At 44.8% G+C, this 14,293-nt stretch carries 13 protein-coding genes and 1 other RNA gene; 12 read left to right on the top strand and 2 right to left on the bottom strand.

Annotated features, from left to right (window positions below; translation table 11 throughout):
• The first annotated feature begins 60 nt into the window (after nt 1-60).
• From NIASO_RS16975 to NIASO_RS16945, 7 genes are all read left to right on the top strand, one after another.
• Nucleotides 61-1,434, top strand: a complete 1,374-nt coding sequence (locus NIASO_RS16975) for an aldehyde dehydrogenase (RefSeq protein WP_008587962.1) — start codon at nt 61-63, stop codon at nt 1,432-1,434.
• A 301-nt stretch (nt 1,435-1,735) separates the two neighbouring features.
• Nucleotides 1,736-2,773, top strand: coding sequence for a patatin-like phospholipase family protein (locus NIASO_RS16970; RefSeq protein WP_008587959.1), 1,038 nt, complete (start codon nt 1,736-1,738; stop codon nt 2,771-2,773).
• Nucleotides 2,774-2,974: 201 nt separating this feature from the next.
• Nucleotides 2,975-3,343: a hypothetical protein gene (locus NIASO_RS16965; protein ID WP_008587956.1), complete on the top strand. Its 369-nt coding sequence runs from the start codon at nt 2,975-2,977 to the stop codon at nt 3,341-3,343.
• 134 nt (nt 3,344-3,477) lie between these two features.
• Nucleotides 3,478-4,341 (top strand): pirin family protein, encoded by an 864-nt coding sequence (locus tag NIASO_RS16960; protein ID WP_008587954.1) that lies wholly within the window; start codon nt 3,478-3,480, stop codon nt 4,339-4,341.
• 302 nt (nt 4,342-4,643) lie between these two features.
• The gene (locus NIASO_RS16955; protein WP_025299088.1) at nt 4,644-5,546 is read left to right on the top strand and encodes a pirin family protein; all 903 of its coding nucleotides are present in this window, start codon (nt 4,644-4,646) and stop codon (nt 5,544-5,546) included.
• Entirely contained in the window at nt 5,543-6,517 is a 975-nt protein-coding gene (locus tag NIASO_RS16950; RefSeq protein WP_008587950.1) for a quinone oxidoreductase family protein, read from the top strand. Before NIASO_RS16955 ends, NIASO_RS16950 begins: the two co-directional genes overlap by 4 nt.
• Nucleotides 6,518-6,526: 9 nt before the next feature.
• Complete coding sequence (locus NIASO_RS16945; RefSeq protein WP_008587948.1) at nt 6,527-6,841, top strand: GNAT family N-acetyltransferase; 315 nt, start codon at nt 6,527-6,529, stop codon at nt 6,839-6,841.
• 156 nt (nt 6,842-6,997) lie between these two features.
• On the opposite strand, the gene ffh is transcribed toward NIASO_RS16945, so the two are convergent.
• Nucleotides 6,998-8,338, bottom strand: coding sequence for a signal recognition particle protein (gene ffh / locus NIASO_RS16940; protein WP_008587946.1), 1,341 nt, complete (start codon nt 8,336-8,338; stop codon nt 6,998-7,000).
• A 444-nt stretch (nt 8,339-8,782) separates the two neighbouring features.
• Between ffh and rpsP the strand changes: the two genes are divergently transcribed.
• Both rpsP and NIASO_RS16930 read left to right on the top strand, forming a co-directional pair.
• Entirely contained in the window at nt 8,783-9,256 is a 474-nt protein-coding gene (rpsP, locus tag NIASO_RS20590; RefSeq protein WP_008587944.1) for a 30S ribosomal protein S16, read from the top strand.
• A gap of 107 nt (nt 9,257-9,363) precedes the next feature.
• A complete protein-coding gene (locus NIASO_RS16930; protein WP_008587943.1) occupies nt 9,364-9,888 on the top strand; it encodes a ribosome maturation factor RimM in 525 nt (174 codons plus the stop codon).
• Between the two features lie 151 nt (nt 9,889-10,039).
• Here the strand turns inward: NIASO_RS16930 and NIASO_RS16925 are convergent, their stop codons facing one another.
• Nucleotides 10,040-10,939 (bottom strand): DUF4382 domain-containing protein, encoded by a 900-nt coding sequence (locus NIASO_RS16925; RefSeq protein ID WP_008587941.1) that lies wholly within the window; start codon nt 10,937-10,939, stop codon nt 10,040-10,042.
• A 229-nt stretch (nt 10,940-11,168) separates the two neighbouring features.
• On the opposite strand from NIASO_RS16925, the gene dinB reads away from it, so the two are divergent.
• The 3 genes from dinB (at nt 11,169) to fsa (ending at nt 13,898) form a co-directional block, all read left to right on the top strand.
• The gene (gene dinB / locus NIASO_RS16920) at nt 11,169-12,347 is read left to right on the top strand and encodes a DNA polymerase IV (RefSeq protein ID WP_008587938.1); all 1,179 of its coding nucleotides are present in this window, start codon (nt 11,169-11,171) and stop codon (nt 12,345-12,347) included.
• A gap of 422 nt (nt 12,348-12,769) precedes the next feature.
• Nucleotides 12,770-12,869, top strand: an RNA gene (ffs, locus tag NIASO_RS19975) — signal recognition particle sRNA small type.
• Between the two features lie 375 nt (nt 12,870-13,244).
• Entirely contained in the window at nt 13,245-13,898 is a 654-nt protein-coding gene (gene fsa / locus NIASO_RS16915; RefSeq protein WP_008587936.1) for a fructose-6-phosphate aldolase, read from the top strand.
• The last annotated feature ends 395 nt before the right edge of the window (nt 13,899-14,293 follow it).

Below are 14,293 nucleotides of genomic sequence, written 5' to 3'. Positions count from 1 at the left end.
TTTAAAAATCTTATCGACATTTGCTCAGCAGATACCTGCAAAAGCTAAACGGAATCAACCATGACCGGATTCACCAATCAGCTCAATGCCCTGCGCGGTTTTTATAATACCGGCGCCACCCGCTCTTTTGATTTCAGGCGGGAACAACTACAGCTATTAAAAGCAAGCATCCTGAAACATGAAGCAGCGTTGAATGCCGCCCTGTTTGAAGATCTGCATAAAAGCAAAGAAGAAGTTTGGATAACAGAAACAGGCATGGTACTTTCTGAAATTGCCGCAACATTGAAAGAACTGAAAGACTGGATGGAGCCGAAAAGCGTACCTACCAACCTCATTAACTTTCCCGGGAAAAGCTTCCTGTACCCCGAGCCCTTAGGTGTCGTATTGATCATTGCCCCCTGGAACTACCCGTTCCAGCTCCTTTTTATGCCGCTGATCGGCGCCATTGCCGCGGGCAATTGTGTGGTACTAAAACCAAGCGAATTGGCCGGTGCTACTGAAAAAGTTATGAGCACCATCATTGGAGAAACGTTTAACCCTAGATACATTTTATACGCTCCGGGAGAAGGCGCTACGGTTATTCCCGAACTGATGGATGCATTTCGCTACGATCATGTTTTTTTTACCGGGGGCACAGCGGTGGGCCGGATCATTTACCAGAAAGCCGCTGCGCAATTAACGCCGGTAACGCTGGAGCTGGGCGGCAAAAGCCCCTGCATCGTTACCTCAAACGCCTCATTAAAAACAGCAGCCAAACGTATTGCGAACGTTAAGTTTTCCAATGCCGGGCAATTGTGCATTTCGCCCGATTATTTATTGGTACATACCTCCGTAAAAGATGAATTCATCGGTTTGCTGAAGGAAACAATTGTACAGTTTTACGGCCCGAACCCCATTACCAGTTATGACTTTGGCCGCATTGTCAACCACAATCATTTTAGCCGCCTGAAAAAGCTCATGGAAAACGAAGTGCTCCTCCATGGTGGCGAGCATAATGAAGAAGAATTATTTATTGCCCCCACAATTATTGACAACCCATCGTTGAACGCCCCTGTAATGCGGGAAGAGATCTTTGGGCCTTTGCTCCCGGTTATCCCTTACACAACGGATGAAGAAGCCAGGAATATGATGCAGCAACACGAGAACCCGCTAGCCTTTTATATTTTTACCAACAACAAAAAAGAAGCTGCACAATGGTTGCAGGCCGTTCCTTTTGGAGGAGGGTGCGTAAATACTACCGGCATGCACTACCTGAACAAGCACCTTCCCTTTGGAGGCCGCGGCAACAGCGGCATTGGGCGTTATCACGGGCGCTATTCCTTCGAAACCTTCAGTCATATAAAAAGTGTTTTAAGAACAACGGCGTGGCCGGATATTCCCCTCGCCTATCCACCGCTAAAAGGTAAATTAACTACTTTGAAAAAAATAATTTAATGACCTCAGCAATAGCAGCGATCCACAAACCTTCCCGTAACGAACCGGACAATCAATGCTGAGCTTAAGCAGGACCGAACAAAAGCAGTGAACGGATGATCCGCCTGGAATCCGGGGTTTAGCTTTTCTGAGGGTTATTGCCTGCACGCCTTACTTGCTGAAAAATACCGCAAATTAGCGATAGTACCTATTAAACACATCCGTTAATTTTATTGACAAAAGCGGTGCAGCCAACTACGAGCGCAGCAATTGACGGAAAGCCCTGGGTGCACATTTTTTCACTACCTCTTAAAAAACAAACATGAAAAAAGTCAGTATTCTTTCCCTTGACGGCGGTGGCATACGCGGCATTATCCCCGGAGTGATCCTCACTTACCTGGAAAAGCAACTACAAACCCGGAGCAATAGCAACCTGAAAATCGGTGATTATTTTGATTTTATTGCCGGCACCAGCACCGGCGGTATCCTCGCCTGCGCCTACCTTATACCTGACCTGAACGGGAAAGCAAAATATTGTGCGGAACAGGCAGTGCAGCTTTATTTACATGAAGGGCAGGATATTTTCAAAGAAAATATCTTTCATAAAATTATAAATCCCTGGAGCCTGGTTTCAGAAAAATATTCCGCGGATGCACTGGAAAAGAATTTTAAAGATCTGTTCGGACAAACCCTGTTGAGCGAATTTATAAAACCCTGTCTGATCACCAGTTACGATGTCACTTCGCGCAATGCGCATTTCTTCACCAGTTGTGATGCGAAGATCAATGAGATCGAAAATTTTTACGCCATTGACGTGGCCCGCAGCACTTCTGCTGCTCCCACCTACTTTGAACCTGCCCGGATACAATCCCAAACCGGGCAAACATTTAACCTGGTAGACGGAGGGGTATTTGCCAATAACCCTGCGCTCTGTGCTTATGCCGAAGTACGAAAAATAGACTTCTCCAGTTTGCTGAATAACCCCGGTAAACCCGACAAGCCTTCTGCAAAGGACATGCTGATCATATCCATCGGCACTGGTACGGTAAAAAAGCCTTACCACTTTAATGAACTGAAAAATGCAGGTGAGATAAAATGGATAGAACCCATCATTGATATACTAATGTCTGGCAACGCCGAAACTGTTGACTACCAGTTAAAGCAGATCTATGGCACTTTATCACACAAAGATTCAAAAGATTATTACCGGCTGGAGCCTCCCTTGCACGAGGCGCTTTCAGATATGGACAACGCAACGGCCGTAAACGTCGAGCACCTGCGCCAGGCCGGCCTGTTGTTCATTGAAAAAAATCAGGCTATGCTGGATGAGATCGTTGCAAAAGTTCTCGCCAATCAATAGTCTTCTGTTGTATACTCATAATAAGCCGAAGTGCTTATGTCATAATGCTATTGCTGAATTCGTTTCTATTTACTGCCGCAAAGAGATTAATTCATTATTCTGTGTAAATCTGCGTAATCTGTGAGCCCCCTTCTCCACTTAACCTGGATTAATTTTTTTGCGTTTTCATCGTTGTACCTTTATAGAAAAGGAGCAAATACAATGAAAACAGAAATTCTCGGCATAGTATTGAGTGATACCGCTACAGCCCGTTTAAAAGAACAAATAGACTGGAATATTGTTCCCGCGGCAACTACTGAAGAAGCCATCGAGAAAATGCAACAGTTCAACTTTGAAGTACTGGTAGCACCTGATGGGCTATTAACCGGCAGCGACGAAGCAAAATTAAAAAAGCTGCTTTCCCTGCAGGAGCAGGATAGCATGTGGATCACTTATACAGAAAATGAAGAAGCCGCATTGACCAAAGAGATAACTGGTTTCTTAAATGAAAAAGCAACAGCGCCGCGTTCTTCTTTTTCCGTTATCGACGACGGGCTGAAGCAACCGGAAATAAAAATTGAAATTTTATAAATCAAGTCATTTAAATTTTAAACAGAAACAATGTCGAACCTGGCTTTCCCGCAGATTGATCTTCTGCGAAAATCAGCGGGAAATACAACACATTCGAAATTCTAAACAACTTCAATCAAAAAGGAGTAGCAATAATGAAAAAAACAATAGCAAAAATAACGCCCCGGCCCGCACAGCCACATATGGTGGGCGACGGATTCAGAGTATACGGATTTATTCCTTCCGCTACCGGAAGACGCGTCATCAGCCCTTTCCTGGTGCTGGATTTTAACCCTGAATACAATTTCGGGCCTTCAGCCATTCCCAGGGGCGTTGGGGCGCACCCGCACAAAGGGTTTGAAACCGTAACCATTGCCTACAAGGGCAAGGTGCAGCATGCCGATAGCAGTGGCGGCGGAGGTATTATTGGCGAAGGAGATGTACAGTGGATGACCGCTGGTTCGGGCATCCTGCACAAGGAGTTTCATGAAGAAGCCTTTTCAAAAACAGGAGGCCCGTTTGAAATGGTGCAATTGTGGGTGAACCTTCCTGCAAAATATAAACAGGAGGCTCCGCACTACCAGGCCATCAGCAAGGATAGTATGGGAAAATATGTCATCCCCAACAATGGCGGCATGGTAACCGTTATTGCCGGGTCTTTTAATGGAGTAGATGGTCCGGCTAAAACCTATAGCCCTGTTCACCTTTCCAATATCCAATTGAATGCCGGCGGCGAAGTAACTACCCATTTACCCGCCAATTATAACACTGCATTACTGATCATAAAAGGGAATGTGGAGGTAAATGGCGAAGCGGCAACGGAACATAGTTTTGTACACTTTAATAATGAAGGAGAAACGATCACTATTAAAGCCGCAGATGATGCATTGGTATTGCTTTTAAGCGGGGAGCCCATTGAAGAACCCATCGCAGCATACGGACCGTTTGTAATGAATACGCAGGAAGAGATTTACGAAGCGATGGAAGATTTCCAGGCCGGTAAGTTTGGTACATTATAGTAAATAGGATGAACCGCTAGGGCGCAAAGGCGCGATGGATCTGGCATCAGGAAACCCAGGTCCGGGGCAAACATACAAATCTTAAAGCCGCCACAAATGCACGAATGAATTAAAAAAATAAACATACGTGTTCATAATTTTGCAAATGGAATAGTCATTGCATTCGTGGCCAAACCGTTTATATGCCCGCGCCATGTAGCATCAGGCAACCTGGAACCTGTAACCGGAAATTAAACTAATTTCGTAATGCGCTGGTATGAATGAACCGGGTATTGGTTAATTAAATAAGCAAAAAACAAAGCATGTCAAATATCGGGATGATCATTGAAGAGCGTGCCGCGGACATCGGCAACTTCCTCGTTGGGCGCCTGCTGCCTTTTCGTCAAAAACGGATGGTGGGTCCATTTATTTTTATTGACCACATGGGGCCTGCGGAGCTAAAAGATTATCAAAACCTGGATGTAGGGCCACACCCGCATATCGGGCTTTCTACCCTCACCTATCTTTTTGAAGGCTCCGTAATGCATCGGGACAGCCTGGGCACAGCAGTGGAGATACAACCTGGCGCTGTAAACTGGATGACAGCCGGCAGGGGTGTGGTGCATTCAGAAAGAACACCGGAATACCTGCGGCATACAGACAAACGGTTACACGGGTTGCAGATATGGGTAGCCCTGCCAAAAGAATTGGAGCAAATGGATCCGTCCTTCACGCATGTAGAAGCAAAGGATATCCCCGCCTGGGAACAAGAGGGTGCCACCATTAAACTGATCTCCGGAACCGCATTTGGGAAAACCTCCCCGGTTCCCGTTTACAGTCCGCAGTACTTTATAAAAATTGTAACTCCTAAAGGGCAAAAGCTGAATATTGGTCAGCATCTTTATGGCGAAAGTGGCTTGTATATTCTAGAGGGGAGCATCATCTGCGACGGGCACACATACGGTCCCAGGCAAATACTGATCGCCAAAGACAGTACCTTATGTTCTTTTGAAACAACAGACGATACAACGGTTTTTATTTTTGGAGGAGAACCGTTACCGGAAGAACGTTTTATCTACTGGAACTTTGTAAGTTCAAACAGGGACGTTATTGAGCAGGCGAAGCTGGATTGGCAGCAACAGTCATTCCCTTTGATCCCCGGCGAAACGGGCTTTGTTCCCTTACCGCAGCAATCTCCGAATGTAAAACTTAAAGATATAAAATGAAAGCTGCCGTCTTAAAAAAGCTGGGCACCCCACCCGTATATGAAGATTTTCTGGACCCCGTTATCACGGAAGGGGATCAGGAATTGATGACCCTTATAGCAGCATCCGTAAAAAATTTGGATAAGGCAAGGGCTGCAGGCACTCATTATGCAAACTACACCAACCTGCCCGCGGTGGTCGGTATTGATGGTGTGGGCACTTTGCCGGACGGAAGCATCATATACGCACAGGGAATTTCCGGTACGATCGCTGAAAAAGCGCTGATCCATAAAGGGAAATATATAACGTTGCCAGAAGGTATCGATCCGGCTATTGCGGCCGCGCTCCCCAACGCAGTGATCGGTTCTGCTATGGCATTAAAATGCCGCGCAAAGATCACGCAGGGCAGCACAGTGCTCATCAACGGAGCAACCGGCGTTACGGGTACTGTAGCAGTGCAGTTGGCAAAATACTATGGGGCAAAAACAGTTATTGCTACAGGCCGCAATGCCCGCCAGTTGGAGCGGGCACGGGAACTGGGCGCAGACCATACCATTTCTCTTTTAGAAGACGATAACACAATCATTAGCCAGATAAAAGCCATCCATAAACAAGAACATATTGATAGTGTTATCGATTACCTATGGGGTAAACCCGCAACCCTGCTCCTTGAAGCATTAATGGGGGCGGGAATAGATCATGTAGCGGCTAAAACAGTGATCGTTACGGTGGGTGCTATGGCCGGCGATTCACTCCTGTTAAGTTCAGGCGCTTTACGCAGCAGCGATATTGAAATTTTGGGCTCGGGGTTCGGGAGCCTGTCGCCACAAGACTTCCAGGAGTTTAATACCCTACTGCTGCCGGAAGCGTTTCGGTTAGCTGCGGCAAAAAAACTCAATATTGAAATAGATACTGCCCCTTTGGAAAACATTCAAACCGCCTGGAACCAACCCCTTTCTCCCGGCAAGCGGTTAGTTATAAAAATAAAATAAATAAGTATTATGAAAGCAGAATATATAGGGCTTCCATTGATAAAAGATGACGCCGCCAAACAATTTGAGTTAACTGTAGAAGGGCATAAATCCTTTATCCGTTTTAATGAAACACCCCACCACATTACATTGGTTCATACTGAAGTTCCTGCAGCGCTGGAAGGCAAAGGCGTGGGTACTACCCTTGTAGAAAAAACACTGGAATACATAGAGCAAAGTGGCAAGACCCTTATTCCTTTATGTCCTTTTGTATTTGCCTATATTAAACGGCATCCGGATTGGAAACGTATAGTAGATCCGGGGTTTAAGGGATTTGATCATTAATTTTTGCCGTCATCCCGAACGAAGAAAGGGACCTCGTCATCAAAGAACGGGACCCCTCCTTAATTTATGCTCTTCGGAACTTGTAGTTCCGAAGCCTTATTCTATTGCTTTCAGCAATACAACCAATGCTAAACCTGCAATTTTAAAATACACTTCCTACGAAGGCATTTTAAATTTTCCCATGCCCGGCATCATGCGGCCAAAAGCGCCCATTTTATTCATGTTCTTCATCATGTCGCGCATTTGTTCAAACTGCTTCATAAAGGCGTTTACTTCTGCGATATCTTTTCCACTACCTGTGGCAATGCGTTTGCGACGGCTGCCATTAATAATATCCGGGTTGCTACGCTCTTCAGGAGTCATAGAATCAATCATCGCTTCAATGCCCTTAAAGCTTTCATCGCTGATGTCGAGGTCTTTAATCTTGGCGCCCACACCGGGTATCATCCCCAGCAAGTCCTTCATATTACCCATCTTTTTGATCTGGTCCAACTGCGCTTTAAAATCCGCAAAATCAAATTTGTTCTTGCGGATCTTGCTTTCCAGTTTTTTTGCCTGCTCTTCATCAAACTGTTGCTGGGCGCGCTCTACAAGGGTTGTGATATCTCCCATACCCAGGATACGTTGTGCCATCCGTTCCGGATAAAACACATCCAGCGCATCCATTTTTTCACCGTTACTTACAAATTTGATCGGTTTATTTACCGTATACTTAATAGACAATGCCGCACCACCACGGGTATCACCGTCTAACTTTGTGAGCACTACACCCGAAAAGTCAAGGCGTTCATTAAAGGCTTTTGCCGTATTCACCGCGTCCTGACCGGTCATGCTGTCTACCACAAACAGGATCTCCTGCGGGTTAACGGCATTTTTAATATCGGCCACTTCCGTCATCATCTGCTCATCAACCGCAAGGCGTCCGGCCGTATCAATAATGATAACGTTCTTATTTCTTGATTTTGATTCGGCAATGGCATTCTTTGCAATGCTTACGGCATCTTTATTTTCCGGCTCAATATATACTTCCACTCCGATCTGCTCCCCTAACACCCTTAACTGTTCCATCGCCGCCGGGCGATAAATATCCGCCGCCACCAGCAGCGGCGATAAACCCTTTTTACTTTTCAGATAATTGGCCAGTTTACCGCTAAAGGTGGTTTTACCACTTCCCTGCAATCCGGCGATCAGGATCACCGCAGGATTCCCTTTGGCATTAAAAACGGCTTCCTCCCCGCCCATCAGTTCGGTGAGCTCATCCTTTACGATTTTAACCATCAACTGACCGGGACTGATCGCGTTCAGCACTTTTTCGCCTGTTGCCTTTTCCCTGATCTTATCTGTAAATTCCTTGGCTATTTTATAGTTCACATCCGCATCCACCAGCGCCCGGCGAATTTCTTTAATAGTTGAAGCAACGTTCAGCTCCGTAATACGCGCCTGCCCTTTCAGATTTTTAAAGGCCGATTCTAATTTATCCTGTAGATTATTAAACATTTGCTGTTTGTTTCTATAAATATTTACCTATTGAACGTTCAGGCACTTCCTGAGCTTCAAAAATGCCTGCAAACGTACATTAAATTTTTCAACCGTAAAATTACGCAAAGGAGCGATGGAAAATTTAAAAGAGTGTCCTGATCAAAAACGATAATAAGTAAGCAGGGAAACCATACCATTTTAAAGCACTGCAGGATCAAGAAAGCGTAATGCTTTACAAAAGAATGGGCTTAAGGCCAGATCCGGACCGTTTTTTCGATTTCCGCTTTGAAAATTTTCACATCATTACGCCTCTTTAATAATAAAATCTTAAAATCGGTCTTTTTTTTTAAAAGCTGTTGAAAACTGCCGGTCTTTACCAAAAAAATAATTACTTTTGACACCCCAAACAATATTGTTGGGATTAATTTTTATTTTTAAACAAGCCTTAAATTTCTATTTAAAATGGCAGCTAAAATTAGATTGCAAAGACACGGGTCAAAGAAAAGACCTTTCTACTTCATTGTAGTGGCAGACGCCAGAAGCCCCCGTGATGGTAAGTTCATTCAAAAATTAGGTACGTACAACCCGCTGACAATTCCTGCTACAATTGAGCTGGATCGCCAGAAAGCTTTGGAATGGCTGAACAAAGGAGCCACTCCAACTGATACGGTTCGTCGTATTTTAAGTTTTAAAGGGGTATTATACCTGAAGCACTTACTGCGCGGAGTAAAACTGGGTCTGTTTGACGAGGCAGCCGCTATGCAGAAATTCACTGCATGGAGCGCTGAACATGACGAGCAGATTAAAAAACGCACTGCAAAAGCTATTGAGGAAAGAAAAGCGAAACGTAGGGTGGCAAGCGCCGCGCCGCGCAGAGCTGCAGCTCCAAGAGAAGAATCAGCCCCTAATGCAACTGCAGAAGGTAACAGCGAATAGTAGAAAAAAGTTCTGAAATCGAAAAGGCGGCCCTGTGCCGCTTTTTTTAGTTAATTGCTCTCTGAAGTTGTTTAAACTAATTTTAAACAAAGTTCTTTATCTAAAAAATGAAACCGCAACTACAAAATATCAGTATCGGTAAATTAACGGGCGTATTCGGACTAAAGGGAGAACTGGTCTTACGACATGCGTTGGGCAATACCGGGCTGGAAGGCCTTGAAAAAATATTGATAAAAGACAAAGCCGGGAGCCTGATCCCCTGGTTTGTAACAACCACACGTGTAAAAAACGATGAAGAAGTATATCTAAAACTGGAAGACATCAGCACGCCGGAAGCCGCCAAACCGCTATTGCAAAAAGAAGTATGGCTAAGTGAAGATGATTTTAAAAAATATGCCAACAGAACTGCGCCCATAAGTCTTTTAGGGTACACGGTTAAAGACGATAAACAGGTTTTGGGAAAGATCCTGGAAGTTATTGAACAACCCCACCAGGTGCTCTGCCGGCTGCTGGTTCATGGAAAAGAAGTTTATATACCCCTGCACGAAGAAAGCCTGAAAAAAGTAGATCACAAATATAAAAACATCACCGTAAGGCTGCCCGAAGGCCTGCTGGATATCTACCTGGGGTAAGGGGCATTTTTTGTCGCCGGGGAAGGCGGCAAGATGATAAATTTGAAGCAGTTAACCACAAACCTTCCCGGTCTCCCGGCTATTGATGTACAAAAAAGAAGCGCCCCAACAACTCAGGGGCGCTTCACCGGGTCTTATTTATTATGTAAAACTACTTGTGCATAGTAACAGTGGGCAGATCAACCTCTTTGCCGTTTGTAATTACCACGTTGTTGATAGCCGTATCCTTGTAACCGTTGGTAGACTGATACAACACTTTATAGGTGCCATTTTTCAGTCCCCGGATCTTAAATTCACCATCTTCTTTGTCGGGTAATGCGCTGGAAGTATCCGCTGTAGCGCTAATGGCTCTTACAACAGCCCAGGCATCACGGGGCAGCACTTTGCCTTCAATTCTACCGGACTTTCTATCGCAGAAAGGCCTCAATATGGGCAACAGGTAGAACTTACCGTCTCGCTCGATGATCGATCTTCCCAGGTCAAAATCTATCCAGACTTTTACGGTCTGCATATTGTCATCACGGTCTCCATCATGCAAATTGATATATACATAGTTCTTGTCATTACGCATATTAATCAATTTAAGCGGATATTGTGTTCCACCCTTTACCAAATAGCTGCCGGTTCCTAATTTAATTCTGATTTTGCGAACAGTTCCTTTTACATCGGCCTGGGCAACAAGGGAATCTAACCCATTTCTCAATTTCAACACATCATATTTACCCGCTGCCAGATTCAGGTTTACCCAGGTACCATAGTGGTCATGATCGTGATCCCGATCGCCTGATTTCAGGTCGTCGTTATCATCATCCCGGTCGTTATCTCCAAAATGATCGTCATCTTTATGAATGGTAGTATCCATTTTGGCTTCAACCGACACGATATCGATCAGAACAGAATCATAACTAACGGGAGCATCAGTAAAAAAAACGGATAAACGCTGGGATCCTGCCGGTATGCCGGAGTTAGAATCAGAAGCATTCTTACTGCAGGAAATCACTACAGCGCTTCCGATCAAAAACAAAAGGACCGGATAAACTATTTTTTTCATGTTTTACGGATTTTTTTTAAACTATTTCAAGGTCAAACCTTGTGCCAAATGAAATGTTAAAGAATGAAAATTAGATGAAAAACACAGGGCTTTTTCAACATTTCTTTTGATTTAAATCAAATGTATATTGAAAATCATAATATTACGACCTCCCGCCGTTGCTATTTTTTTTAAAAAAATAATTGAAGATAACTTGGAACGACCTGTGCCTGTCTTTTAATTTTGTTTGGTGTCATCCGCCAATCGTTATATTGTTCATTTTGACCTGGATTCCTTTTTCGTATCCGTGGAGTTGCTCCTGAAACCGGAGCTGAAGGGGAAGCCGGTGATCGTTGGCGGTACTTCGGGGCGGGGTGTGGTAGCCACCTGCAGCTATGAGGCCCGGAAATTTGGCGTCCATTCCGCCATGCCCATGCAAACTGCAATGAAACTATGCCCACAGGCAGTTGTATTGAAAGGGAACCATGAAAAATATGGCCGGTATTCAAAAATAGTTACGGAAATCATCGCATCAAAAGTACCGCTTTACCAAAAAGCATCCATTGATGAATTCTATTGCGACCTCACCGGGATGGATAAATTTTTTGGGGTGAGCCGGTATGCCAGGGAATTGCGCGAGTATATTATCAAAGAAACTAACCTGCCTATCTCCTGCGGGTTATCTTCAGCAAAATTCATCAGCAAAATGGCCACTAATGAAGCCAAGCCCAATGGGTTCCTGGAAATACCCCAGGGAAAGGAAAAGGATTTCCTGTGGCCACTGGGGATTGAAAAGATCAACGGCGTGGGCAGGCAAACAGAACAGCGGCTGCGCCGGATGGGGCTGCATACCATTAAAGATATTGCAATGACGCCAAAAGACCTGCTGATTGGCCAACTGGGGAAGTGGGGCGAAGAGCTGTGGAGAAAATCCCAGGGGTTAGGTAGCGCTGATGTGGAAACCCATTGGGATCAAAAAAGCATGAGCCGGGAGACTACATTTCATGAAAACCAAACCGATCTGGAATACCTATACGGGAAACTGATCAGGCTTACGGAGCGCAATGCCTTCGACCTGCGGCAGGATAATAAGCTTACAGGGTGTATAACAGTTAAGATCCGCTACAGCAATTTTGAGACCACCAACCGGCAGGAATCGATCCCTTACACCGCATTGGACGACGAACTGATCCAAAAGGCAAAGGATATATTTGAAAGATCCTGGCAAAGAGGAAGGCCCGTGCGACTGATCGGCGTCCGGTTTAGCCAACTGGCGGATGATGGGTTGCAGATGGATCTGTTCGGCCGGCAGGAGGATAAATTAAATCTTTACAAGGCCGTGGATGCCATTAAAAACCGTTTTGGAAAAACACTTGTTTCCAAAGCCGCCACCAGCAAACCAGTATTGCGGGAGGAAAATAAAAAATAGATTTCACGCGGCGCCGCAGCGGAGCAGTGGCGCGGCGATTGAGGTTTCTCGCAAAGACGCAAGGGCGCAACGAATTGCCTTAAAAATCTGTGTAAATCTGTGGCATCTGTGAGAAATAAATTTCTCGCAGCGATACGGCGGAGCAGGGACGCCGCGGCTGAGGTTTCTCGCAAAGACACAAGGACGCAACGAATTGCCTTAAAAATCTGTGTAAATCTGTGGCATCTGTGAGAAATAAATTTCTCGCAACGATACGGCGGAGCAGGGACGCCGCGGCTGAGGTTTCTCGCAAAGACGCAAGGGCGCAACGAATGCCTTCAAATTCTATGTAAATCTGCGGCATCTGTGAGAAATACAAAAAATATCACATGCTTCCGCACAATAATTCCCTTCTTTTGCCTGCTTTACCCTATATTTGCCGCCGGCAGGTCTTATACGGCCAGCTCCTACCGAATCTCCCCAGGGTCGGAAGACAGCAAGGATAGGTGGTTGTAGCGGCGCGATGTGAGTAGCCTGCCTTTTTTTATTTTTTTACCTGCGCCAGCCAGCTTCCTGCATTTTTCAGTTACTACTTTAGTTGGTCAAATTAATACCCTCAATCAGGCGCTCTTCTTTCGCACTACTATCAGCCTTTCTTGTTCCGAAAGTTATCGGAACACACTTCAGCTTCAGTGCTACTGTCAGCAACCAATGACAGTTAATGGATCGTTTCCGCCAATAATGTATTACCCGGTTAATCGCATAAGCGGGGGGATAACCCTGAAAGGGTTTAATTTGAATAACTGCGCGTGAAACGCGTGGGTCTCAGGTTCTCTTAAGTAAACGTCATTGTCATTTATATTGCTCTTATTGCCCTATAAATTGTACTTTTGGTAAACAACTAAAAAATAAAATATTATGAAATTTTTTATTGATACCGCCAATCTGGACCAGATCAGAGAGGCCAATGCGTTGGGCGTACTGGACGGTGTTACCACCAATCCTTCCTTAATGGCAAAAGAAGGAATTACCGGGCAGGAAGCTATCATGAAACATTATAAAGACATTTGTGATATAGTAGACGGAGATATCAGTGCAGAAGTAGTAAGCACTACTTTTGATGGCATTATTGAGGAGGGTAAGAAGCTGGCGGCCATTCATCCGAATATAGTGGTAAAAGTGCCCATGATCAAAGAGGGCGTAAAAGCAATGAAATGGTTTACTGATAACGGCATTAAAACCAATTGTACCCTGGTATTCAATGCGGGCCAGGCCATCCTTTGTGCCAAGGCCGGTGCAAAATATGTATCGCCGTTTGTGGGCCGTATTGATGATACGGGATGGGATGGCATACAACTGGTAGAGCAGATCGTTCATATCTATAATATCCAGGGAATAAAGACTCAGGTACTGGCCGCTTCTATGCGCAGTCCCAACCACATTATCCGGTGTGCGGAAGCAGGCGCCCACGTGGTTACCAGCCCGCTGGAATCCATTCTCGGGTTGTTGAAACATCCGTTAACCGATATAGGCCTGGCTAAATTTTTAGAGGACGCCAAGAAGCTTCAATAACAATTTAAAATGAGCCAGTCTCAAAATTATTTTTCTTTTAGGCTAGTTGAGCAACGATCGTCGCATTGACCATGAAATTGTCTCCAAAAGCTCAAGAATATGACCATAGAGGGAACAAAGCTATGACACCGGGTTAGTCAGCGTTTCACCTCCGTTACCGCTGGGTCTTCTCTGCTAGCTCCGTGGTTTAGAATTGCTTTTGGCAACTTCATTTGAGATTGAGTGTTTACAGAATTGATTCCGGTTCATTATTCATATTACCTTTGACAACAACTGTTCAGAAATGGCAACATTATCTAAGCATAGGAATTTTGAGTCTTTAAAATCAAAGATCAAACCGGTTAAAAATAAAAAGCTCATAATGGAGTTTGAAGCATTCATGAACAAACTAAATA

Origin of the sequence: Niabella soli DSM 19437, from assembly GCF_000243115.2 — a bacterium.
Lineage (GTDB): Bacteria > Bacteroidota > Bacteroidia > Chitinophagales > Chitinophagaceae > Niabella > Niabella soli.
The sequence above is the reverse complement of the archived record's forward strand: the minus strand, read 5'-3'. Positions and strand labels throughout refer to the sequence as shown.

What these genes read in the sequence shown, in the direction of transcription:
- NIASO_RS16975 (WP_008587962.1), top strand. Translation starts at nt 61, where the DNA reads ATGACCGGATTCACCAATCAGCTCAATGCCCTGCGCGGTTTTTATAAT.
- NIASO_RS16970 (WP_008587959.1), top strand. Translation starts at nt 1,736, where the DNA reads ATGAAAAAAGTCAGTATTCTTTCCCTTGACGGCGGTGGCATACGCGGC.
- NIASO_RS16965 (WP_008587956.1), top strand. Translation starts at nt 2,975, where the DNA reads ATGAAAACAGAAATTCTCGGCATAGTATTGAGTGATACCGCTACAGCC.
- NIASO_RS16960 (WP_008587954.1), top strand. Translation starts at nt 3,478, where the DNA reads ATGAAAAAAACAATAGCAAAAATAACGCCCCGGCCCGCACAGCCACAT.
- NIASO_RS16955 (WP_025299088.1), top strand. Translation starts at nt 4,644, where the DNA reads ATGTCAAATATCGGGATGATCATTGAAGAGCGTGCCGCGGACATCGGC.
- NIASO_RS16950 (WP_008587950.1), top strand. Translation starts at nt 5,543, where the DNA reads ATGAAAGCTGCCGTCTTAAAAAAGCTGGGCACCCCACCCGTATATGAA.
- NIASO_RS16945 (WP_008587948.1), top strand. Translation starts at nt 6,527, where the DNA reads ATGAAAGCAGAATATATAGGGCTTCCATTGATAAAAGATGACGCCGCC.
- ffh (WP_008587946.1), bottom strand. Translation starts at nt 8,338, where the DNA reads ATGTTTAATAATCTACAGGATAAATTAGAATCGGCCTTTAAAAATCTG.
- rpsP (WP_008587944.1), top strand. Translation starts at nt 8,783, where the DNA reads ATGGCAGCTAAAATTAGATTGCAAAGACACGGGTCAAAGAAAAGACCT.
- NIASO_RS16930 (WP_008587943.1), top strand. Translation starts at nt 9,364, where the DNA reads ATGAAACCGCAACTACAAAATATCAGTATCGGTAAATTAACGGGCGTA.
- NIASO_RS16925 (WP_008587941.1), bottom strand. Translation starts at nt 10,939, where the DNA reads ATGAAAAAAATAGTTTATCCGGTCCTTTTGTTTTTGATCGGAAGCGCT.
- fsa (WP_008587936.1), top strand. Translation starts at nt 13,245, where the DNA reads ATGAAATTTTTTATTGATACCGCCAATCTGGACCAGATCAGAGAGGCC.